Here is an 18364-nt window from a genome sequence, read left to right on the forward strand (position 1 = left end):
GGCGAAACGTTCAGGTCGAAATCATGCGCACTCATCTTGCCACCCTTCTCGCTCTCATGGTCGTCGCCGGTTGCGCAGTCGGTTCCGGTGCCGTGGTCAAGGGCGTCGGGCCAGACGATCTCCTGAAGCTTCGCAAGGGCCCCGGCCTCGATCACGACATCATCATCGGCCTGCCCGACGGAACGCGCCTCACCCGCCAGAACTGCGTCACGAATGGTGGCAAGGTCTGGTGCAAGGTCTCGCTCACCGACAGGCCTGCTATCTCGGGTTACGTTTCGGCGGACTATCTGGCGCATCGCTGACGGCAACATTCTCGGCCCAGAGCGGGCAGTCGGTCCGGATCGCGCTACAGGGCAGCATTTCCGAGGCTTGCCGCTTAGACCCCATGATCGCGGAATGCGCTAACTGGGTCGGTGGCCTCTCCCGCGGCATTCTCCGTTCGAGGGCTGCGCTGGATTGGCTGGCGCCGAGCCTCAGGAATGGGGGGAGAGATCAGATTCAGGATCGCAGTTTCATCGGGCTGGAGGTCCACGGCGACGATCCCGGTCGCGGTCGCGCATGGCAAACGGGGTGGCGAGGTCCGCCACGGGGACGGTGCCTCATCGTCCGGATCAGGCCCGCAAACTGGTTGAGAAGCTAGCGAATTCGGGGGCGCAGCTGCATTTTTGCCATGAGACGAGCCCTTGCGGCTATGACCTTTATCGTCAGCTTGCCGAGTTGGGGTACGATTGCATCGTGGTGGCGCCGTCGCTGATCCCGATAAAGGCGGGCGGTCTGCGTGCCCCCTTGGCCAGAAGCGGCGTGGTGGTGTCGTCCGTATGCAGTCGTTCAGCGCTGAGGACATGCGCGCGGATCAGATCGTGGATCGGCTTCAGGCCGACGGCGCAGGCGCCGACCCGGTCGGCCAAGGTGGAAAGGCTGATCTCGACGCCCTTCTTCGCGTAACGATCGGCCTGCCGGTTCAGCGGTTGATGCTGACCGCCTCGCCATGGTCTCTCGAACCAGTGGCGTTCCCATGGCTCGATCTCGAACAGCACCATGGCCAGCAGATTGGGGCCTGCCCAGCCCCGAGGCGTCGGATGAAACGATGAGCCATGGCGCGCCTCTGCACGATCCTGTTCAAGGTCCGTCTCGATGTCCTCAAGCTGCATCTCGAGTTGCTCAATCAGCCGGGCATGACGTTCGGCGCTGTGGTCATACTGCTCACGCCGGAGTTTGGCGATCTGGAGCCGCAGGTGTCGGATCATGTCTTCGGAGGCCGAGACGATTGCCTGAACCTGGCTCAGTTCGCTCCTGGCGGCGACCAGGGCACGCCTTGCCCTCCAACCCTCCGATCAGTTGGAGGATGCTGGTCACATCGGCTCCGCGCGAAAAGCGCATGCGCCTTCCCGCGCCCAATTCGATGACGAACTCAGGCAGAAGGCCGGTTCCGCGAGTCGGCGTGGAGATCGAGAATGTCGAGCGATCCATCTCATCCTCCGCCACGGCGACCGACAACAGGGCAGAGAAAACTGGCGCAGCTGGTTTCGAGAAGCTGTCCGAGGCGATAGCGCCATTCATACATCTGCGAACGGGAGATGCCATGGCGGCGCGCCACCTCACTGCCGGATATCCCGGGCAGACAGCTTTCCTCAACGATCCGCGTCTTCTCTTCCAAGGTCCAGCGTCGACGACGGCCCGTGTCCGAGACCGAAAGAACCTGAACCCGCGATATGTCCTTGCGAGCGTCCATAAGGACCCTCAATAGTTGATCTGACCCAAGACGATCAGACGGCCCTCACCGGAACGATACCGATATTCTGGCCCGGGCCAACCAGAAACCAGGCGGGTAACGTTCGAGTCGGCAGTCCTGCTTGGCATTGACAGATTGAGCGGGAAGGGTAGGGGCAACGAGGAGAGACCGGCCATCGCTTTTCCGGTGGCCGATAGTGATTTTCGCGCCCATAGAAAGTAGTCGAAAAGGCGATTATCTCTTTCTATACAAGAATTTCTAGCGAGTGCTGGTCTCGGTGGCCGCGCGCGCGGGGGTGGAACCCACACCAGAGCACGCTAAACCATGATGAATCTCCTATCCCAAGTGCCAATCGTGCCGGGGCCAGGCCGGGTGGATCGTGCCTGCGCCTTCAACGTCATTCCCGGCTTTCGGTGGTCCAGTCGGGGTTGTCGGCATAGAGGTTGCGGGTGCCGGTGACGAGGCGCGCAACCGTGTCGAGGCGGTCCATCTGTTCGTCGGACAGCACAAGACCCGCCGCGCCGAGGTTCCCATCATACGCGATGCGCGGCGCGAGCCGGGGAGGGGCACGGTCGCCACCCCGTAGTGCGCGCCCTTGGCGAACAGCCCGGCCTGCGCCACCTGCGAATTGCTGGCGCCCAGTTCCCCCGCCACCGAGGCGACCAGCGCGCGTTCGCGTCCCAGCCCACGCCCATGCGCTCGGTGGCGCCACGGATGCCGGCGGCGGCCTCCTTGGTCAGCGTACCGGTCAGGAAGCCGCGCCCAAGCGGGCTGTAGGGGACGAAGCCGATGCCAAGCGCGGCGCAGGCGGGGATGATCCTTGCCTCGACATCGCGCGACCACAGGCTCCATTCCGATTGCAGGGCCGAGATCGGGTGGGTTGCGTGCGCGCGGCGCAATTCGTCCACGGTCACCTCGGACGGGCCCAGGTGGCGCACCCTGCCTTGCGCGACAAGCTCGGCCATGGCGCCGACGGTCTCCTCGATCAGCACGGTCAGGTCGGGCCGGTGCAGATAGTAGAGGTCGATCACCTCGACGCCCAGGCGCCGCAGCGAAGCCTCGTGCACATAGTCCGGCCTGCCTCGATCCTGCCGGTCTCGGGGTCCACCTGTTCGCCGGTGATACCGAACTTGGTGGAGAGATGCACGTCGTCGCGCCGTTCGGCCAGCAGCGGGGCCAGCATTTCCTCGTTGGTGCCCGCAGGGCCTTCGTGCCCGGGGCGGGGATCGCCATAGACATCGGCGGTGTCGAGCAGGGTGATCCCGGCGTCGATGGCCTTGTACACTTGCTCGCGGGCGTCGTCATCGGTCAGCCCGCCGCCATAGATGCCGGTCAGGGCCATGCAGCCGTAACCGATGGGAGAAACGGCAGGTCCGCCAAGCTGAACGGGTGTGCGCATCGTCGAATTCCTCTCGTATTCCCTTTCGGGAGCGTTGCGGATCGCGGAGGCCGGTCAATCCGGCCCCCTTTGCGTCAGGCGGGCTCGGCTTGCAGCCCCTCGGCCTGCAACGCCGCCTGCACCGCCGGGCGGGCCATGACGCGCCTGTGCCATGCGGCCAGGTTGTCAAGCCCGGTCAGGTCGAGATCAAGCCGGAAGACCGAGGTCATCCAGTCCGCCTTGGCCCATCCGATCAGCGCGAACAGGTAGCAGTCGGCGATGGTGAACCGCTCGCCCATCAGGAAATCCCGGCCGGCAAGCTGCGTGTCGATCCATTGGAAACGCTCAAGCAGCTTGGATCTGGCGATGTCGAAATACCCCTCGGCGGCGGCGCCGTAGAACAGGGGGATGAAGCCCTTGTGGATCTCGCTGCTCAGGAAGGTCAGCCATTCCTGCAAGCGATAGCGCTCCAGCGTGCCGTTCGCCGGGGCCAGGCCGGTCGCGGGCGCCTGATCGGCGATATACTGGACCAGCACCGCGCCTTCGCGGAACACCTCGCCGCTGTCGAGTTGCAGGACGGGGACATAGCCCAGTTCGTTGACCGCGTAATAGTCCTGGCCGTCGCCGAAGGTATGGGTCCGGGTATCGACGCGGATCAGGTCGAAGGTCAGCCCCGCCTCGCGCAACGCGATATGGGGCGAGAGCGAGCAGCTTCCGGGGGCGTAATAGAGTTTCATCTTGGGGTTTCCTTTCGTGATTGTTCGTTCACGCCTTCCGGGGCGGGCCGGCCATGCGCGACAGGGTGCCGTCGCGCCACATCGCCTGGTGCAGCCCGACCATGACCACATGGCCCAGGATCAGCACCGCCATCACCCAGCTCAGTTCGCCATGCAGTGCCCCGGCCAGGGCGACGGTCCATTCGACAGCCTCGGCGCGGGCCGGGAAGATCGCGACGCTGAAGAGCGCAAAGGCGCGTTCCGAGCCCCATGCCCGCAGCAGAGCCACGCCCGGCACGACCAGCATCAGCAGATAAAGCGCCAGATGCCCCAGCCGTGCGGCCAGCCCTTGCAGGCCCGCGCCGTGGGCCGGGCGCTGCCTGCGATTGGCGACGGCCCAGATGAGCCGCAGGACGATCAGCACGAACAGCGTCACGCCGATGGGCTGGCGATGGTGGCGGCGATCGACTCTCGCCCCAACAGACGCATCAACCCCATGCCCAGAAGTTCCCACAGGATCAGCGCCGCCATGCTTCAATGCAGCAGGCGGGTGATCCGGCCATAGCGTCGGGATGTGTCGCGCAAAGGCAGGTTGGCTTGGTCTGGCATCACATCATCTCCTTCTCGGGATGCCACCGGGACTGGCGGCGCGTGGATTGTTTCGACGATCCGAGGGGCGCGGGCCGCATCAGCAATTGCCGAAGGCGACCGCCTTCAGCCCGCGCGCGATCTTTGCCACATGCGCGCCCTGAAAGCGGGCACCGGCCAGATCGCCCTCGGCGGGCGCGCCGTCGGGACCGGCCAGCGTCGAGGCTCCGTAGGGGCTGCCGCCGGTGATGCGGCCGGTTTCCGTCTGGCCCTTGAAGCTGTAGGGCAGCCCGGCCACGACCATGCCGAAATGCAAAAGCGGCAGGTGGAAGGACAGGATCGTGGCTTCCTGCCCGCCATGCTGGGTCGAGGAGGAGGTGAAGACCGACCCCACCTTGCCCACCAGCCTGTCCTGAAACCACAGCCCGCCCGCGCGGTCCAGGAACTGCTTCATCTGCGCCGCCATGTTGCCGAAGCGCACAGGGGTGCCGAAGACGATACCGTCGTAATCGGCCAGCTCCTCGACCTCGGCGATGGGGGTGTCGAAATCGGTGCGATAGCCCGATTGCTTCGCGACTTCTTCCGGCACCAGTTCGGGGACGCGTTTGAGGGCGACTTCGGCGCCTTCGGAACGCGCGCCCTCGGCCACGGCCTGCGCCATGGCGTGGATATGGCCATAGCTGGAATAGTAAAGGACAAGGATTCGGGTCATGATCATCTTCTCTTTCTGCGCTCATCGACGAAGCGCGGCACCCGTGATCGGGAGGCGTTCGTTGGGCCCTGTCAGCCCTTCGGCTCGTAGACGGTTTCCGCCGCCCATTGGCCGTGCGGTTGGGAATGGAGTTTCCGGACCGCCGCCCGTCAGCAGGATGGTTCCATCGCCACGCGCGACGAATGCACCCGCCGCCTGAACGGCGACCAACGCACCGCCGATATTGGTCGCGATGCTGCCGCGTGCCTGCTGATCAAGGGTGGCGTTGCGCAGGTTGGCCGCGTTGTAATGCAGCCCCCGTGCCGGTCTTCGACGGAACCCACGAAGGCGGCCAGGGCATCGGTCACGTCCACGCGCTGCGCTTCGGCGGAAAGCCCGCGATCCTCCACCAGCTTCGCGACATTCTCCAGGTTGCGCGCGGACAGGACGGCATGAAAACCCTGCCTGGCGAACTGCAAGGCCGTCTCATGGCCGATGCTCAGAAACGTCTTCATATTGTGGACCTCTGGTGCAAGCATTGTCATCGACTGCCAGATAGGCTTTGATCGAAACCACATTAACCACCTCGTTCTGCATTTGACTGTTGCAATCCATGCAAGAAGATCCCCCCTCGATCGAGGAACTCAGAACCTTCATCGCCGTCGCGGATTTCGGCAGCTTCGCCGAGGCGGCGCGGCATATGGGCCGTGACACTTCCGTGCTGTCGCGGCGCATCAACGCCTTGGAGCGGCGCTTGGGCGTGCGTCTGCTGGCCCGCACCACGCGCGCGGTCGTCCTGACCGAGGCCGGAGAACAGTATCACCGCCGCGTTCAGACCATTCTGGAAGAGCTGGAGGCGGCCAGCCGCGACGTCAGCGACATCGCCGTCACGCCGAGGGGGCTGCTCCGGGTCTCGATGCCGCTGGCGTTCGGGCGCCGCTGGATCGCCCCGCTTCTGCCGGGCTTCGCCGCTGATTTCCCCGAGATCCGCGTCGATGTCCGTTTCAGCGACCGCCATGTGGACCCGGTGCCCGAAGGCTTCGACCTGACCCTGCGCGTCGGCCAACTTGCCGACAGTGCCTGCATCGCCCGCCGGATCGGCACATATCGCACGATGCTCGTGGCCGCGCCTGCCTATCTCGCCGCGCGGGGGGTGCCGGAACGGCCCGAGGATCTGGGCGAACACGCCTGTCTTTGCTTCACCGGCCATGTCACCTGGCCGCGCTGGCCGCTGAGCAAGGGCGGCAGGCGGGTCATGGTCGAACCGAAGGGCCCGATCATCTCGGACAGCGCCGAGATCCTGGTCGATGCCGCCGTCGCGGGCGCGGGCATCATCCTCGCCCCGGACTGGCACGTCATCGACCACCTGCGCCGGGGAGAACTGGTCGAACTGCTGCCGGGCTGGAGCGCCGCCAATGACGGCCCGATCAACGTCATCCTGCCGCCCGGCCGCATAGTCCCGGCCAAGGTGCGTGTCTTCATCGACCGCGCGGCCGAGCACCTGCGCGAAGGATGGGACTGGGAGAGGGCGGCTGGTTCTCAGGGCTGAGATGGCGGTCCGCGATCCTTCGACGCGCAGGGCGGAGGTTCACCAAGGGGCAGCGCATGGTGGCCTCAGCCCGCGCCATCCTGCCTTCAGTAGACGACCCCGGTCAACGCAAGCCACGCTTGCCCTCGCCCCGGTAACGTGCTCGAACTGGCCCCGGAACCAATTATGGAGGCCCCCATGGAACATCGCGATCTTGGCAGGACCGGCCTGAGGATCATGCCGCTGGTCTTCGGCGGCAATGTCTTCGGCTGGACCATCGACGAGGCGCAGAGCTTCGCCGTGCTGGACGCCTTCGTCGACCACGGCTTCGACGCCATCGACACGGCGGACTGCTATTCCGCCTGGGCGCCCGGCAACAAGGGCGGCGAATCCGAGACGATCATCGGCAACTGGCTGAAGGCCCGGCCCGGCATGCGCGACAAGGTAACGATCTTTACCAAGGTCGGCTCGGTCACCGGCGGCCCGCACGAGGGTGGGTTGACCGAGGCGCATATCCTGCCCGCCTGCGACGCCTCGCTGCGGCGGCTGGGGATCGAAGCTATCGACCTTTACTTCGCGCATTGGCCCGATCCGCTCGGCACCAGCTATCAGGAAACGCTGGGGGCCTTCGACAAGCTGCGGCAGGCCGGGAAGATCCGCGCCGTGGGCGTGTCCAATGTCGATGCGGCGCAGCTTAGGGACTCGCTGAAGGCCGCGCGGGATGTCGGCCTGCCGGGCTATCAGGTGTTGCAGCCGGAATATAATCTCTATGACCGCAACGGGTTCGAGGGGCCGCTGCGCGATCTGTGCCTGGCCGAGAATATCGGCGTGGTGACCTATTACAGCCTCGCCGCCGGGTTCCTGTCAGGGAAATACCGTTCGGAGGCCGACCTTGGCAAATCGGCGCGCGGCGGTGGGGTGGGGAAATACCTGACGCCGAAGGGCAGGGCGATCCTCGCCGTACTGGACGACGTTGCCAATGCCCATGGCGCCAAGCCCGCCGAGGTGGCGCTGGCCTGGCTGATGACGCAGCCCGGCGTGACCGCACCGATCGCCAGCGCGACGACGGTGGCACAGGTCGAGAAGCTTCGCCAGAGCAGCGGCGTTGAGGCTGAGCGCGGATGAACTTCAGGCGTTGACGCAGGCGGGTGAATGATCGCGATAGGGCCGGGTTTCTCGGCCCTTCAACCACTCCGCCGGATCACGAGGCCCGCGCCAGCTGGACCGCAAGCCGATCGCCGATTTCAACGCCACCCTGCCCGCTGTCAGCCAAGAGGGCACAGCGCCGGTTGCCTGCCGCCGCGGCCTTCTTGAGCAGTGCGCGCGACAATAAGGGCGCGCCGAAGGATCCGGTCGAGCATCACACGGCAACCGATCAGCTTTGCCGCGAGATCCGCTGCTTCCCGGTCGAACTGTTTTGGGTCGAAGGACCGGCTTGATCTGGTCGCCTCGCTGATCGAGGAGGTGGATTTTCCCTGGTACCGTCGGAATCACGTTACCAGATCGTCCGACGGGTGAAGCGCGGGCCCTTCTTGGATGCGGCGCGCGGGATGCCGAACCCTGAAGCCGGGGCTGAATCAGGCGATGAACACGGCGCTGCTCATGCCGGGCGCCCGTCCGCTGGGTACAGTGTCCTGCCGTGTGTCGAAGAACGGCGATGGAAGGTCCTGCAAAACCGCGGGTTCGGCGATCATCCTGTAATAACAGCCAGTTGAGATTTTATGGTGATTTTTAATATATTGATTTTCAATGGTTATAATTCTGGATGAAGTGATCTGGGCGGCCCAAACGCCTTTTCGACAAGGGAGTTATCGCCCACCGAAACTTCCCGTCAGGGTATTAAAACCGCCCCCGAAGGAGCGGTTACAGATCGAACTGGTGGAATGATCAGAAAACGGAGCGCGGGTAGAGACCGAACTCGAATCGCGGGGCGCGCAGAACGGGTTCGATTCCGCCCGCAGAGAGAGTTCGCGCCAAGGCCCGAGGGTCAATCATGCGCTCCTGCGCGGCGCGGGCAAGGGTTACATGGTTTTCACAAAACAAATGAAAGTCGGCTTCTTCAAGGTGCCAGAACGTTTTTGTTCCAGCCGATAAGTGGCGCGACGCGCCGGACGATGGGGGCGCCATTGGAAGCGGCTGCTCGGAACAACTTGTCGATCACGGCACGGTCAACCCCGAGAAGGCGTGAGGCTTCGAACTTCGAGAAACACGCGGCCGTGGCGGGGGCCTCGAACAGGTGACGAAGATCTTGCTCATCAATAACGATGGAAGTGAATCCCGATCGGCCGGGCTGCCGTGCGATCCGTTTCAGAACGCCGGACAGAACCATGCGCAGAATGCGGTTGACACGCCAGTGGAACCTATAGGCTGCCTTGCTCATGTCGAGCGGTTTGACGATTGCCGCGAAAGGCAGGGTGGCGAAGCCCTTCAGATTCCTCATGAACCGGTCGATCGACCCCGATTTTGATCAGATCGAGCGAGTTTGGGCACTGAAGCCCTGTCTCATTATGCCCTTCGATGCGGTCTACATGACCATAGGAAACCAGCATCGCAGCGGTTGTGGCGTCGCAACCGAGATATTCGCCAAGGGCATTCATGGGAATGGAGTTTTTCAGTTGATGCGCGATGGCTTCCCCGACTTTGGCGTCGAAAACCTGGCTTTGATGTGGTCGGCCGGTTTCGGGTGGGGTGAGAAGACCTTGATGCAAAAGCATCTTTGAAAGCGACGGTGCGAACCCCCCTCCTGTCGGGAGAGGCTGATGATGCTGTGATTACGGCGCACCTCAACGGGCGTGCCGAGCAGCACGGTCCCCGCGGCGACAGGCATGTTGTCAAGGATGTGCGCGCGCAGAATCGGCCGTAGCGGTGCATAGAGATCAGAATCCCGGTTCGCATGGCGGTAGGCCGCGCCGTAAGCCGCCATGACCGACAACTCTTTCGGGCGCATTTGTGCCTTGGCAAGCATCCGGTCCAGCCCGGTGAGAATGCGAGCACCGCCGCCGCGCAGCATGTCGAAACCACAGGGCCCGGCCGCATCAAGCTGCTGTTCATTGAGATTGGCCATGACAGTCTCGGCACCGTATTGCAGACAGGCCCCCATCAGCGTGGAACATGCCGCGATCTGGTCGATACGATGACTGTCCGGCCATTCCTGGCTTTCGAGACCGTCGAAACGGTATTGGGCGTAAATCCGCAAAGAGGAAAGGGCGCGGGGGAGGGCGTTGTCCGCGAGTGATTAGCAGCTCAGGGGCGGGATAGACGCCGCCTTCGTGCAGATCGACGATTTCCAAGTTGTGTTCCTCATGCCGACGGAACAGGGCAGCGCCGTGCCGGGGGCAGGTGCGGATCGGCGCGAAATCCCAGATCTGGCGGCCGATGCGGCGGCTTCCGGTATGGCTGCACGTGCGGTCCTCAAGCAGGCAGCGCGGGCAGAACGAAATCATGCGGGCAAGACGGAATGGGGCGGCGAACGGTTCTCTCCGATACCGGCGCATTCCCGTGCGATCGGCAAGAACGGCGGCTTCGTTCAACATGCAGCGTTCGGTTCCGGAAAGGTCTGCGATCCGGTCGAGAGTCGGATCATCGGGCACAAGGATGGTGGCCAGGCGCAGGCCGAGGAAGGACAGAAACGCGGTCAGGGACCTGCCCGCCCGACACCGGACCAGGCGGGTCATATAGGAAATCAGGCTTTCCCCTGAGAGAAGGAGAGCGAGCGGAAGCAGCGCCATCGGTCAGCGCCCCTTGTGTCGCTTTGCGCGATGTCCGCGCGGGGAAACGAGATCCAGCGTTTCGGGTTCCAGAACAATCTCGGCCCAGTTGTCGGCAACGAAGACGTTTTTCGACCAGGAACAACCTTCGTTGGAGCCTCACGCTTCGGCGAAATGCTCCGCGGTCAGGATTGGGCCCCTTCTTGCAGCGCCCGTCCGGTGGCGTCGATGGCGGTTTCGATGATGCGGCCGAAGCGGCCCCGGCTGGCATGGATCAGGCGACTGGCCGGGTTGCTCTTGAAGGCACAGCGCAGTCCGGCCTCGTCGCAATAGAGACGAACGAGATCGGCGACATCTGCGGTGTCGGCACCGACCGCCAGGGTGCGGGGGTAGATTTTACGGAACCTGCGGTCGATCTGCGGGTCAGAACGCACGATGCCGGAGAGCAGGTCGGTGCCGCTCAGCACCACGATGACCGCAGCGTCGCCCTGCATCAGGCTTTTGAGCATTTTCAGCATGTCATCGAGTTCGCGCGGCGAGCGCCGGTCGAACAAGTCACGCGCCTCGTCGATCCAGAGCATGACGGTGCCCATGCCCGCGAGGCGATGCCGCACGAGGCGCCAGATCTCTCAGACCGTTGCGCGAGGTGCAACCTGATCAATGCCGGTTTCGCGCAGAATGGCGATGCCGAGGCTTTTTGAGTGGCGGGCTCTCGACACCGACATGGATGAAGCGGGGCGCGCCGGTCTCCGGATTGTGGGCCAGAATGCTGGAGCCGGTCAGCACGGTGCGGATCGCGGTGGTCTTGCCGCCGCCGGCCGCCTCGATCACCGCGATTCCCCGCGTTTCGAGATCCGCAGCGAAGCGGACAGGGATCGGCGCGGGCGTTCGATCGGGCGCTTTGTCGCGGAGGAGCTGTTCTTCAAAGTCGCGGCCGCGTTCATTTTCGATATGGATGCGGCGCAGTCTGGAAAGGGTGCTGGCGGTCCCGTGTGGGGTCGCCTCCGGTGAGGGTTTGTGGGTCATCCGATCAGTCCTTCTTCGACCAGTTGTCACGCTTGCGAGGGGCGGGAAGGGCTCCTTCGGGCGCGATCGGCGCGATGGAGCGCCCGCAACCATCGCCGGCATGGCGGGTTTGCGGGCGCGATTTGCTGATGCAAAAACCCGCGATGAGAGAGAATTCACGCTTGTCGAGGTCCTCCTGGTTCCAGTTCTTGTCGACGATTTTGGCCGCGAGTTGACGGGCGGCATTCATCTCGCGGATTTCCCTGATGGCGTCAGCGACGACAGCTTCGTCCCAGGCCTTTTGTTTCTCGGAACGGGCGTTCAGCGCGCGCCGTATCGCGATCTATTCCCGGGCGTTGAGGCCGTCGAAGAGTCGGCAGTTTCGTGAACCGAAGGAACTTCATTCCAGCCGTCATCGAAGAACACCCCGATCGTGCCGAGATCGGTATGGCTCCAGCGCAGGTTCAGTTCCTGGCCGCCGTCGTGCAGGAACGCGGCCGCCAGTTCCTCCGAGTGGTAGAGGACACCAAGAATGGTCAGGCCGTCCTTGTGCAGATTGCACTTCAGGGCGACCCCGAGGGCCAGTCGCTTGTGGCGCTGGTCCGGCACCGCGTGCAGCGGGAAGTTGCCTTCCTCGTGATCGCAACGCCACTGTTGAAGCGGGACGTGCCCGCCAAGGCCCGACTGCGGGGCTTTGTGATAGACATCGACGATCCAGCGGACGAGGGCAAAGCACAGATCGCTGGTGCTCAGGCAGGCCCGTTCTTCCGCCTCGTGATCGCCGCGCTCCGGAACATTGGCGAAGGTGCGTCCGGACAGACGGCTGCAAACGCCCTCGATCGCGGTCCGGAAAAAGCGTTCGACCTTCCCGCGCATCGCCGGGTGCCCGGCAATGGTGCGTTCGAGAATGATGCCAAGGTCAGCGCAGCAGTCCGTGAACACACGCGACTTGAAACAGCCGTTGTCGGTGGCGAGGAATTCCGGTTTGCCAAATATGTTCCAGGGAGTGACTGCCCCCACAGCATCCGCGAATGCGCCCTTGTCCTCCATCACCATGCGCAGGCATTCCACCGTGGCGGTGGTGCGGGGGGTGTTCACGAGCTGCGACGCGGGTCCGGCAGCCGATGGCGACTGCCACCCACCACCGGCCCTTGCCGTTCTTCGGGCCGATCGCGTCAAGCTCCTCCGGCGTGAAAAGCTGAAGCAGGCCGCCTTCCGCCATCAGGCTGATGAGGTCGATCCGCCATTCATCCATCTCGACGCGTTCGAGCGGGTGCGAGACTTCCAGCCCCTGGCCCACCGGTCCCATGCGCTTCATCGCGACCGTAGCGGGCGACGGTGACGGCGAACCTGTCCAGTTTCCGGATATGAAGCCGCACCGCCTCGCGGCTGGGGATGCGAAAATGCGACAAGCCTTGCGCGTCGCGCTTGCGGTTTTCCTCGGCATAAGCGGCGGCCACATCACGAGCGTCGCGGCAATAGAGATGCGTTGCAGGGTGAGGTGGCGTTCGTTGATCACCCGCGCCATGAGCGCCTTTTCCTGTGGGGAGAAGTAGGTCGCACGGAAGCCGCGGCGACTATAGCTCGGCATCACACCGTATTTGCCGTCACGCCGGACCTGCGTGATCCATTTGCGCAGTGTGCCGGGATGAACGGCATTCGGCATCGGTGCGGATTTGCCGCCCTTGAGCTTGCGACCGCCTCCCGCCCGGTAAAGGCGCAGCTTTTCGATCTGTTCCGGGTCCGGCAAGGCCGCGACCAGATAGTCCGTCAAGAGTTCGCGGATCAGATCCATGTTCGCCTGCAATGCGCGTTCGGTCTTGCTGATCCTGACATCGGGATCTTCATGTTCCTGCAAGTGGATGGCCATCTATGCCATTGCGCAAGCCGTATCCATCCGATCCCGCGCTGCCTGGGTTACAGGTCCGATGAAGCTGAAATCGGGGATGCGTTGCCTTGCGGAGCGCATGTTCTCGTGCAGGCAGTATTCCACCTCATGGGCGATTTTTCTGCTGGCGTTGAGATGATCAGATGCAAAGATCTCGGCGACGCCAGCGCTTTCAACCGGCTTCAGGACGGCACCGCTCCCGGACATATAGGCAAGGCGGAATGCCTTTCCGCCGATGGTGAGGCGGTCATGTTCGCCGATCATAAAGGGCGGGAAGCGGCGATCGAAATCGGTGCTGATTGCAGGAACTCCTTGCGGGTGACGAGAAGGGAAGGGGTGATGCGCCGGCCGGGCTCGAAGCGAATGCGGCCATTGCGGATCAGGCGGAGGAGGGCGCGATAACCGCGCGCATCCATGCCGATCGACCGGATGAGATCGTGAAGGGTGCGGTCGCCGATCATGTGGCGAACCTGCATTCAGGCCGCGCCATCGGCTTCGGCCTCCGGTTCCCGGATCTTGGCGTTATGCACTAGAACAGGGTCGAGATCCGCTTCGGTAATCAGTCGGACGTCATCGGCGAAGCCCTGCTTGCGGACCCATCAGGTGATGATCTGTATACGTTCGAGGAAGGGCAGGCCAATAAGATCGTCCTTACGGTGACGATGCAGATAAGCTTCAGGCTTGACGGAGTAGGCGATACGCCGACCATTGCGACGAACGGCGAGAGCGTCGAAATAGTGCTCCTGTTCCATCTCGGGACCGAAATGGAACAGCACCTGCTCACGCAGTTCGGCGACATCGGGGGAGGCGTTCAGGATCAGCAGGTTCAGCAACTCGGTGTGGGATTCTGCCTGAAAACGGATGCCCGCTCCGTCGCCAAGCACAGCAAAGGCCGTGCAATGGCCGGTGGCGGCATTTGCGATGGGTCTTTCGGCTTTGGAAGCGTCAGGCAACACGATGCCGCCCGCATTCGAGCGGTTCATGAATGATCGCCGATGGATTTAGTCGGCTCTGAACAACGCGGAACACATTGATTTTGCGTTGTTATATTGCTGTTTTGTTGGCATCAGATTGCAAGGTTTCGTAATCTGGCCCCAGAAACCCTGCAAATTCCGATCGCCCATGAAGCCCCATTCCCGCGCCCCCGAACAGAATGATCTCCTGCGCCCCAGGCTGGTGGACATAATCGATGCCCGCCACGAATTGGTGAAGCTCGCCGCCCTGATCGACTGGGAGTTCTTCGAGCGGGAATGGGCCGGGTTCTTCCCCTCGAAGACAGGCCGTCCGGCGACCTCGCCACGCCTGATCGCCGGGCTGATGTATCTGCAGCACGCCTTCAAGCTGTCGGACGAGGCGGTGGTCGCCCGTTGGGTGGAGAACCCCTACTATCAGCATTTCACCGGTGAGACCTTCTTTCAGCACCGCCCGCCGATCAATCCCTCATCACTGGTGCGCTGGCGCAAGAGGATCGGTGAAGAAGGCGTCGAATGGCTGCTGACCAAGACGATCGAAGCAGGCCGCAATTCTGGGACGATCACGGACAAGGCGCTGAAGCGGGTGGCGGTCGATACCACCGTGATGGAAAAGAACATCGCCCATCCTACGGATGCCCGGCTTTACGAGCGGGCCCGGGCCCTGCTGGTCGGCTTGGCGAAGAAGGCCGGGATCGATCTGCGCCAGAGCTATGCCCGTCTTGCACCGCGGCTGGCCATCCAGGTCGGGCGCTACGCCCATGCCCGCCAGTTCAAACGCATGCGCAAGGCGCTGCGCCGGCTCAGGGGGTATGTCGGCCGGGTGCGCCGCGATCTGCGCCGTCACCTGCAGGACATCCCGCAAGGCCCCCTGCACGAGAAGGTTCTGGACGCGCTCTGGCTGGTCGGGCGCCTGCTGGAACAGGGGCCGAAGAGCCGCGACAAGCTCTATTCCCTGCATGAGCCCGAGGTCGACTGCATCTCAAAGGGCAAGGCCCGTGTGCGCTACGAATTCGGCACCAAGGTCAGCCTCGCCACCACCCTCGACAGTGGGTTCGCCGTCGGCGCCCGCAGCTTCGCGGGCAATCCCTATGATGGTCACACCCTGGCGCCGGCGCTGGAACAGGTCGCCATCCTGACCGACCAGGTGCCCGATCTCGTCGTCGTCGACCGCGGCTATCGCGGCCACGGCGTGAACAGCACCAAGGTCCTGATCAGCGGCCAGCGGCGCGGCCTAACGCCATTACTGGCCAAACTCCTGAAACGGCGCAGCGCCATCGAGCCCGAGATCGGTCACATGAAGATGGACGGACGCCTTGCCAGATGCCCCCTGAAAGGCCGTATCGGCGATGCGGTCTTCGCCGTTCTCTGTGCCTGCGGCCACAACATCCGCAAAATCCTGACCCATCTCAGGGCCATTGCGTCCCTCGTCATCCAACTCATACTCTCCATCATCGTGGTTGCTGACAGCTCTCTTTGCAAACCCTGCGCGGCATAAACGCGTTGTTCAGACCTGACGATTTAAGAAAGGGGTGGCTGTCGATCAACCCAGGCGGCGCTTGACCGGCTTTGCCATGCGAATCCACAAACGGGTTCACGTTTCGTGCAGGGTGATTTCGTCGGACAGGCCGAGCGGGTTTCAGCCGGCCCGCCGATGATACCGGATCCGCGTTTGGTTGCAGACGGGGATATCTCCGGTCAATCCTTGAAGGATGGAATTGAAGGTCATTGCGTTTCTCCGAGAATTCTATTTTCCTATCCGGGTTTTTGGTAAGAAAAAATCATAGCCGGTGATTTCTTGCGGAATGCGAAGCATTCTTCAGAGAAACCGGTGGATTTTTCAGGCGTCGCCGCGTGGAAGAAGGCGGTTTCGGACTGCAAAAATGCAAATCCGTAAAGCTATCTCTCCTCTCAGCTGCCGTTCATGTCCGGGGAGGCGCGGAACCATTGCAGCCCGTGTCTGGATCTGCTATGGGACAGCTGCTTGATGGCTGGCTTCGGTCTGCTCTGATGCGGCCTTGGCCGGATGCTGGAACATCCTTCCGGGGTCGGTTTCGCTTTGTGTTACGTCATGTCTCGTCTTGCTCCTTTTTGTGCCGGGCTTGGACAGCGGCGGCTTGGCGTTCATGGTGTATTTCGGAAATAGACGATCTCGTAATATCTTGACTCGAAATTGATTTCCTGAATAATTTCTGATTATGGCGGATGCGTAATGCGAAAAGAGAAACGATTTTTTCTGGGAGTCATCCCGACTTCACCGATTTCTCCCCGAATGTTTCCCTGATCCTGTAGATGGCTTCGCGGTTCTGGCCAGATATGCGCATCGTTATTCAAATATTTTTCCGGTGTTTCTGCTTTCACATCCGCGCCTGCCCGGAATTTCGTGAAAATGGAGTCCCCATCCGGTCAGATTGCAGCCACGAACGATTTGGCGGAGTATATGTCAGGCCGAGTTCGGCGCGAAAATTTCTTCGGGAGTGGTGAAATTTTTCGCACAGAGCCGTCTGAAACGGTGACTGATACAAGAAGTCTGGGAGCTGTTTTCGCCGTGTTCCGGTCCCGAAATCGAGGGTGGGATGAGAATTTTCCTGACAAAAATCAGCCTTCCCCTGACCCGAATTCCATTTCGAGGACGAAGACCGACAGAGGCGTCGCCGCACCAAAGATGTTCATCTTGAGAAAAGTCATGTTCCGTTCCTTCCATGAAAACGGACCAGACGGCCCGTCGATGCCGGGTTTGGAATGGCGTGGCCAAAGCAATGATCTGGCCGCCTGTTTCCCCTGCTTCCGATCCGGTCGGATCGGCCTGTTCGCCTTCAGGCGGATATGAGGTGCAGGGTCGGGGTCATGGCTGTTCTCGCAAGGTGAACATGTGAAGGTCGGTTGCCAGCAAGCGGCGACAAGAAATTCTCTGACCACATCGCTGCCGGAACGCAACATCTGAATTTAATTGGATTCCTGACTCTGAACACCCTCGTGACAAGGGCCCTTCTATACTCCCTATGGTCATAATTGTAGAAGGGCCGCCGAGCCGGTGCCCCTGTTTATTTTATCTCTTGAAATCTTCCAACTCGCTGTGTTGCACATGAACATGCCTGAAAAATAGGCAGTTTTACGAGAATCCGGGAGATGAACATCATCTGCCTCGCCGGAGTTGCAATTGTGGTGATCCAAGTTCTCCGGAACGAAGCGCGGTGATTCGTCAGGCCGCGGGTCGATTTGCCGGTGTCAGCCCACCACAGGCGCTCCGGTGAAGTGGTCCCGGAACCCGTATCGGCAGATGGCTTTCCATTGCAGTTTGCGCTGTGCACGGGGAATCACACTGCGGGGTGAACCAACACATGAACCTTCCCGACCAGCGCTTACGCTCGACGCCGGGCCGCCGCCCGAAGGTCCGCTGGCGACGGTCATCGTCGCGGGTGCCGTGGACATTCGGGCGGCGCTCGCGCGAGAAAGTGGACTGGCGCCGCAGGCGAACGCCAGAGGCCGAACGCTTCGCGGCCTTGTGTTCCGGGTCGTTCTTCCTTGCGTCGGCGGGCCTGCTGGATCGCCGCCGGGCGACGACGCATTGGAGTGTGGCCGGGCTGTTGCCGCACAGCTTTCCCATGGTGCGTGTCGATGCGGATGCGATCTTCGTGCAGGACGGCAGCCTGTGGACATCGACCGGGGTGACAGCGGCGATCGACCTGACGCTAGCTTTTGTCGAGCAGGATTTCGGCCGCGACCTGGCGCTGGCGCGCGATGTGGTGACCTATCTCAAGCGGCCGGGCGGTCGTCCCGGTTCAGCACCGCCCGGACCGGCCAGATGACCGCCCCGCCGGGGATACGCGACATCCAGTCCTGCTTGCTGGCCTATCTGGACCAGCCCCTGCGCATTCCAGACATGGCGGCCCGCGCTGGAATGAGCCCGCGCAACTTCAGCCGCCTGTTCAGTGCCGAACTCGGCGCAACGCCAGCCAGCTATCTGAAAGGCAGGCGCTGCGAGCGGGCCAAAACGCTGCTGCTGGACGGCGACCTGCCGCTGAAGACCATCGTCTTTCGTAGCGGTTTTTCCTCGGACGAGCAGATGCGCAAAGCCTCCGCCCGCCGCTATTCGTTGACCCCGCGCGACTATCGCGACAGGTTCAGGGCCGCACGGGCGTGACAACGCGGGATGGACC

Annotated in this window: 25 protein-coding genes and 1 pseudogene; 6 read left to right on the plus strand and 20 right to left on the minus strand. The window is 62.7% G+C overall.

The window, feature by feature from the left end; genetic code table 11:
• Positions 1 to 23: 23 nt before the first annotated feature.
• Entirely contained in the window at positions 24 to 302 is a 279-nt protein-coding gene (locus QM789_RS20865; protein WP_420353746.1) for an SH3 domain-containing protein, read from the plus strand.
• 471 nt (positions 303 to 773) lie between these two features.
• On the opposite strand, the pseudogene QM789_RS20870 reads toward QM789_RS20865, so the two are convergent.
• The 8 genes and pseudogenes from QM789_RS20870 to QM789_RS20905 all read right to left on the minus strand — a co-directional run.
• Positions 774 to 1307 (minus strand): annotated as a pseudogene (locus QM789_RS20870) (IS66 family transposase); the annotation flags it as partial.
• Positions 1308 to 1471: 164 nt separating this feature from the next.
• Positions 1472 to 1732, minus strand: coding sequence for a transposase (locus QM789_RS20875; RefSeq protein WP_420353747.1), 261 nt, complete (start codon positions 1730 to 1732; stop codon positions 1472 to 1474).
• Positions 1733 to 2265: 533 nt separating this feature from the next.
• On the minus strand, positions 2266 to 2763 hold the full coding sequence (locus tag QM789_RS20880; RefSeq protein WP_420353748.1) for an aldo/keto reductase: 498 nt from the start codon (positions 2761 to 2763) through the stop codon (positions 2266 to 2268).
• Positions 2760 to 3131 carry an aldo/keto reductase gene (locus QM789_RS20885; RefSeq protein WP_420353749.1) on the minus strand — a complete coding sequence of 124 codons (372 nt, stop codon included), beginning with the start codon at positions 3129 to 3131 and terminating at the stop codon, positions 2760 to 2762. Before QM789_RS20885 ends, QM789_RS20880 begins: the two co-directional genes overlap by 4 nt.
• 74 nt (positions 3132 to 3205) lie before the next feature.
• Positions 3206 to 3847, minus strand: a complete 642-nt coding sequence (gene gstA, locus QM789_RS20890; protein ID WP_420353750.1) for a glutathione transferase GstA — start codon at positions 3845 to 3847, stop codon at positions 3206 to 3208.
• Between the two features lie 28 nt (positions 3848 to 3875).
• On the minus strand, positions 3876 to 4262 hold the full coding sequence (locus QM789_RS20895) for a cytochrome b (protein WP_420353751.1): 387 nt from the start codon (positions 4260 to 4262) through the stop codon (positions 3876 to 3878).
• Positions 4263 to 4514: 252 nt separating this feature from the next.
• Positions 4515 to 5126, minus strand: coding sequence for an NAD(P)H:quinone oxidoreductase (wrbA, locus tag QM789_RS20900; RefSeq protein ID WP_420353752.1), 612 nt, complete (start codon positions 5124 to 5126; stop codon positions 4515 to 4517).
• A 149-nt stretch (positions 5127 to 5275) separates the two neighbouring features.
• Positions 5276 to 5620 (minus strand): hypothetical protein, encoded by a 345-nt coding sequence (locus QM789_RS20905; protein ID WP_420353753.1) that lies wholly within the window; start codon positions 5618 to 5620, stop codon positions 5276 to 5278.
• A 98-nt stretch (positions 5621 to 5718) separates the two neighbouring features.
• On the opposite strand from QM789_RS20905, the gene QM789_RS20910 reads away from it, so the two are divergent.
• On the plus strand, positions 5719 to 6654 hold the full coding sequence (locus QM789_RS20910; RefSeq protein WP_420353754.1) for a LysR substrate-binding domain-containing protein: 936 nt from the start codon (positions 5719 to 5721) through the stop codon (positions 6652 to 6654).
• 177 nt (positions 6655 to 6831) lie between these two features.
• The gene (locus QM789_RS20915) at positions 6832 to 7758 is read left to right on the plus strand and encodes an aldo/keto reductase (RefSeq protein WP_420353755.1); all 927 of its coding nucleotides are present in this window, start codon (positions 6832 to 6834) and stop codon (positions 7756 to 7758) included.
• Positions 7759 to 8692: 934 nt separating this feature from the next.
• On the opposite strand, the gene QM789_RS20920 is transcribed toward QM789_RS20915, so the two are convergent.
• The 11 genes from QM789_RS20920 to QM789_RS20970 form a co-directional block, all read right to left on the minus strand.
• Positions 8693 to 9073: a hypothetical protein gene (locus tag QM789_RS20920; RefSeq protein WP_420353756.1), complete on the minus strand. Its 381-nt coding sequence runs from the start codon at positions 9071 to 9073 to the stop codon at positions 8693 to 8695.
• Between the two features lie 171 nt (positions 9074 to 9244).
• The gene (locus QM789_RS20925; RefSeq protein WP_420353757.1) at positions 9245 to 9697 is read right to left on the minus strand and encodes a hypothetical protein; all 453 of its coding nucleotides are present in this window, start codon (positions 9695 to 9697) and stop codon (positions 9245 to 9247) included.
• On the minus strand, positions 9681 to 10361 hold the full coding sequence (locus QM789_RS20930) for a TniQ family protein (RefSeq protein WP_420353758.1): 681 nt from the start codon (positions 10359 to 10361) through the stop codon (positions 9681 to 9683). The genes QM789_RS20925 and QM789_RS20930 overlap by 17 nt, the downstream gene beginning before the upstream one ends.
• Before the next feature lie 164 nt (positions 10362 to 10525).
• Positions 10526 to 10921: a TniB family NTP-binding protein gene (locus tag QM789_RS20935; RefSeq protein ID WP_420353759.1), complete on the minus strand. Its 396-nt coding sequence runs from the start codon at positions 10919 to 10921 to the stop codon at positions 10526 to 10528.
• A gap of 76 nt (positions 10922 to 10997) precedes the next feature.
• Positions 10998 to 11366, minus strand: a complete 369-nt coding sequence (locus tag QM789_RS20940) for a hypothetical protein (protein WP_420353760.1) — start codon at positions 11364 to 11366, stop codon at positions 10998 to 11000.
• Positions 11367 to 11370: 4 nt separating this feature from the next.
• Positions 11371 to 11595: a hypothetical protein gene (locus QM789_RS20945; protein ID WP_420353761.1), complete on the minus strand. Its 225-nt coding sequence runs from the start codon at positions 11593 to 11595 to the stop codon at positions 11371 to 11373.
• Between the two features lie 71 nt (positions 11596 to 11666).
• Positions 11667 to 12287, minus strand: a complete 621-nt coding sequence (locus QM789_RS20950; protein WP_420353762.1) for a hypothetical protein — start codon at positions 12285 to 12287, stop codon at positions 11667 to 11669.
• Positions 12265 to 13215 carry a hypothetical protein gene (locus QM789_RS20955; RefSeq protein WP_420353763.1) on the minus strand — a complete coding sequence of 317 codons (951 nt, stop codon included), beginning with the start codon at positions 13213 to 13215 and terminating at the stop codon, positions 12265 to 12267. The genes QM789_RS20950 and QM789_RS20955 overlap by 23 nt, the downstream gene beginning before the upstream one ends.
• The gene (locus QM789_RS20960; protein WP_420353764.1) at positions 13216 to 13497 is read right to left on the minus strand and encodes a hypothetical protein; all 282 of its coding nucleotides are present in this window, start codon (positions 13495 to 13497) and stop codon (positions 13216 to 13218) included. It abuts the gene before it with no gap.
• The gene (locus tag QM789_RS20965; protein WP_420353765.1) at positions 13494 to 13694 is read right to left on the minus strand and encodes a hypothetical protein; all 201 of its coding nucleotides are present in this window, start codon (positions 13692 to 13694) and stop codon (positions 13494 to 13496) included. Before QM789_RS20965 ends, QM789_RS20960 begins: the two co-directional genes overlap by 4 nt.
• Positions 13695 to 13832: 138 nt before the next feature.
• Complete coding sequence (locus QM789_RS20970) at positions 13833 to 14216, minus strand: hypothetical protein (RefSeq protein ID WP_420353766.1); 384 nt, start codon at positions 14214 to 14216, stop codon at positions 13833 to 13835.
• 139 nt (positions 14217 to 14355) lie between these two features.
• Between QM789_RS20970 and QM789_RS20975 the strand changes: the two genes are divergently transcribed.
• A complete protein-coding gene (locus QM789_RS20975; protein WP_420353767.1) occupies positions 14356 to 15702 on the plus strand; it encodes an IS5 family transposase in 1347 nt (448 codons plus the stop codon).
• Positions 15703 to 16802: 1100 nt separating this feature from the next.
• Here the strand turns inward: QM789_RS20975 and QM789_RS20980 are convergent.
• Positions 16803 to 17144 carry a hypothetical protein gene (locus tag QM789_RS20980; protein WP_420353768.1) on the minus strand — a complete coding sequence of 114 codons (342 nt, stop codon included), beginning with the start codon at positions 17142 to 17144 and terminating at the stop codon, positions 16803 to 16805.
• A gap of 401 nt (positions 17145 to 17545) precedes the next feature.
• Here QM789_RS20980 and QM789_RS20985 point away from each other — a divergent pair, with 401 nt between their 5' ends.
• Together QM789_RS20985 and QM789_RS20990 are read left to right on the plus strand one after the other, a co-directional pair.
• Positions 17546 to 18013: a DJ-1/PfpI family protein gene (locus tag QM789_RS20985; RefSeq protein WP_420353769.1), complete on the plus strand. Its 468-nt coding sequence runs from the start codon at positions 17546 to 17548 to the stop codon at positions 18011 to 18013.
• Complete coding sequence (locus tag QM789_RS20990) at positions 18010 to 18348, plus strand: helix-turn-helix domain-containing protein (RefSeq protein WP_420353770.1); 339 nt, start codon at positions 18010 to 18012, stop codon at positions 18346 to 18348. Before QM789_RS20985 ends, QM789_RS20990 begins: the two co-directional genes overlap by 4 nt.
• Positions 18349 to 18364: the final 16 nt, after the last annotated feature.

This window comes from Paenirhodobacter sp. (genome assembly GCF_047600745.1).
Taxonomy (GTDB): Bacteria; Pseudomonadota; Alphaproteobacteria; order Rhodobacterales; family Rhodobacteraceae; genus Rhodobacter.

What these genes read in the sequence shown, in the direction of transcription:
- QM789_RS20865 (WP_420353746.1), top strand. Translation starts at nt 24, where the DNA reads ATGCGCACTCATCTTGCCACCCTTCTCGCTCTCATGGTCGTCGCCGGT.
- QM789_RS20875 (WP_420353747.1), bottom strand. Translation starts at nt 1,732, where the DNA reads ATGGACGCTCGCAAGGACATATCGCGGGTTCAGGTTCTTTCGGTCTCG.
- QM789_RS20885 (WP_420353749.1), bottom strand. Translation starts at nt 3,131, where the DNA reads ATGCGCACACCCGTTCAGCTTGGCGGACCTGCCGTTTCTCCCATCGGT.
- gstA (WP_420353750.1), bottom strand. Translation starts at nt 3,847, where the DNA reads ATGAAACTCTATTACGCCCCCGGAAGCTGCTCGCTCTCGCCCCATATC.
- wrbA (WP_420353752.1), bottom strand. Translation starts at nt 5,126, where the DNA reads ATGACCCGAATCCTTGTCCTTTACTATTCCAGCTATGGCCATATCCAC.
- QM789_RS20905 (WP_420353753.1), bottom strand. Translation starts at nt 5,620, where the DNA reads ATGAAGACGTTTCTGAGCATCGGCCATGAGACGGCCTTGCAGTTCGCC.
- QM789_RS20910 (WP_420353754.1), top strand. Translation starts at nt 5,719, where the DNA reads ATGCAAGAAGATCCCCCCTCGATCGAGGAACTCAGAACCTTCATCGCC.
- QM789_RS20915 (WP_420353755.1), top strand. Translation starts at nt 6,832, where the DNA reads ATGGAACATCGCGATCTTGGCAGGACCGGCCTGAGGATCATGCCGCTG.
- QM789_RS20920 (WP_420353756.1), bottom strand. Translation starts at nt 9,073, where the DNA reads ATGAGGAATCTGAAGGGCTTCGCCACCCTGCCTTTCGCGGCAATCGTC.
- QM789_RS20925 (WP_420353757.1), bottom strand. Translation starts at nt 9,697, where the DNA reads ATGGCCAATCTCAATGAACAGCAGCTTGATGCGGCCGGGCCCTGTGGT.
- QM789_RS20930 (WP_420353758.1), bottom strand. Translation starts at nt 10,361, where the DNA reads ATGGCGCTGCTTCCGCTCGCTCTCCTTCTCTCAGGGGAAAGCCTGATT.
- QM789_RS20935 (WP_420353759.1), bottom strand. Translation starts at nt 10,921, where the DNA reads ATGCTCTGGATCGACGAGGCGCGTGACTTGTTCGACCGGCGCTCGCCG.
- QM789_RS20940 (WP_420353760.1), bottom strand. Translation starts at nt 11,366, where the DNA reads ATGACCCACAAACCCTCACCGGAGGCGACCCCACACGGGACCGCCAGC.
- QM789_RS20945 (WP_420353761.1), bottom strand. Translation starts at nt 11,595, where the DNA reads ATGAATGCCGCCCGTCAACTCGCGGCCAAAATCGTCGACAAGAACTGG.
- QM789_RS20955 (WP_420353763.1), bottom strand. Translation starts at nt 13,215, where the DNA reads ATGGCCATCCACTTGCAGGAACATGAAGATCCCGATGTCAGGATCAGC.
- QM789_RS20960 (WP_420353764.1), bottom strand. Translation starts at nt 13,497, where the DNA reads ATGATCGGCGAACATGACCGCCTCACCATCGGCGGAAAGGCATTCCGC.
- QM789_RS20965 (WP_420353765.1), bottom strand. Translation starts at nt 13,694, where the DNA reads ATGATCGGCGACCGCACCCTTCACGATCTCATCCGGTCGATCGGCATG.
- QM789_RS20970 (WP_420353766.1), bottom strand. Translation starts at nt 14,216, where the DNA reads ATGAACCGCTCGAATGCGGGCGGCATCGTGTTGCCTGACGCTTCCAAA.
- QM789_RS20975 (WP_420353767.1), top strand. Translation starts at nt 14,356, where the DNA reads ATGAAGCCCCATTCCCGCGCCCCCGAACAGAATGATCTCCTGCGCCCC.
- QM789_RS20980 (WP_420353768.1), bottom strand. Translation starts at nt 17,144, where the DNA reads ATGTTGCGTTCCGGCAGCGATGTGGTCAGAGAATTTCTTGTCGCCGCT.
- QM789_RS20985 (WP_420353769.1), top strand. Translation starts at nt 17,546, where the DNA reads ATGAACCTTCCCGACCAGCGCTTACGCTCGACGCCGGGCCGCCGCCCG.
- QM789_RS20990 (WP_420353770.1), top strand. Translation starts at nt 18,010, where the DNA reads ATGACCGCCCCGCCGGGGATACGCGACATCCAGTCCTGCTTGCTGGCC.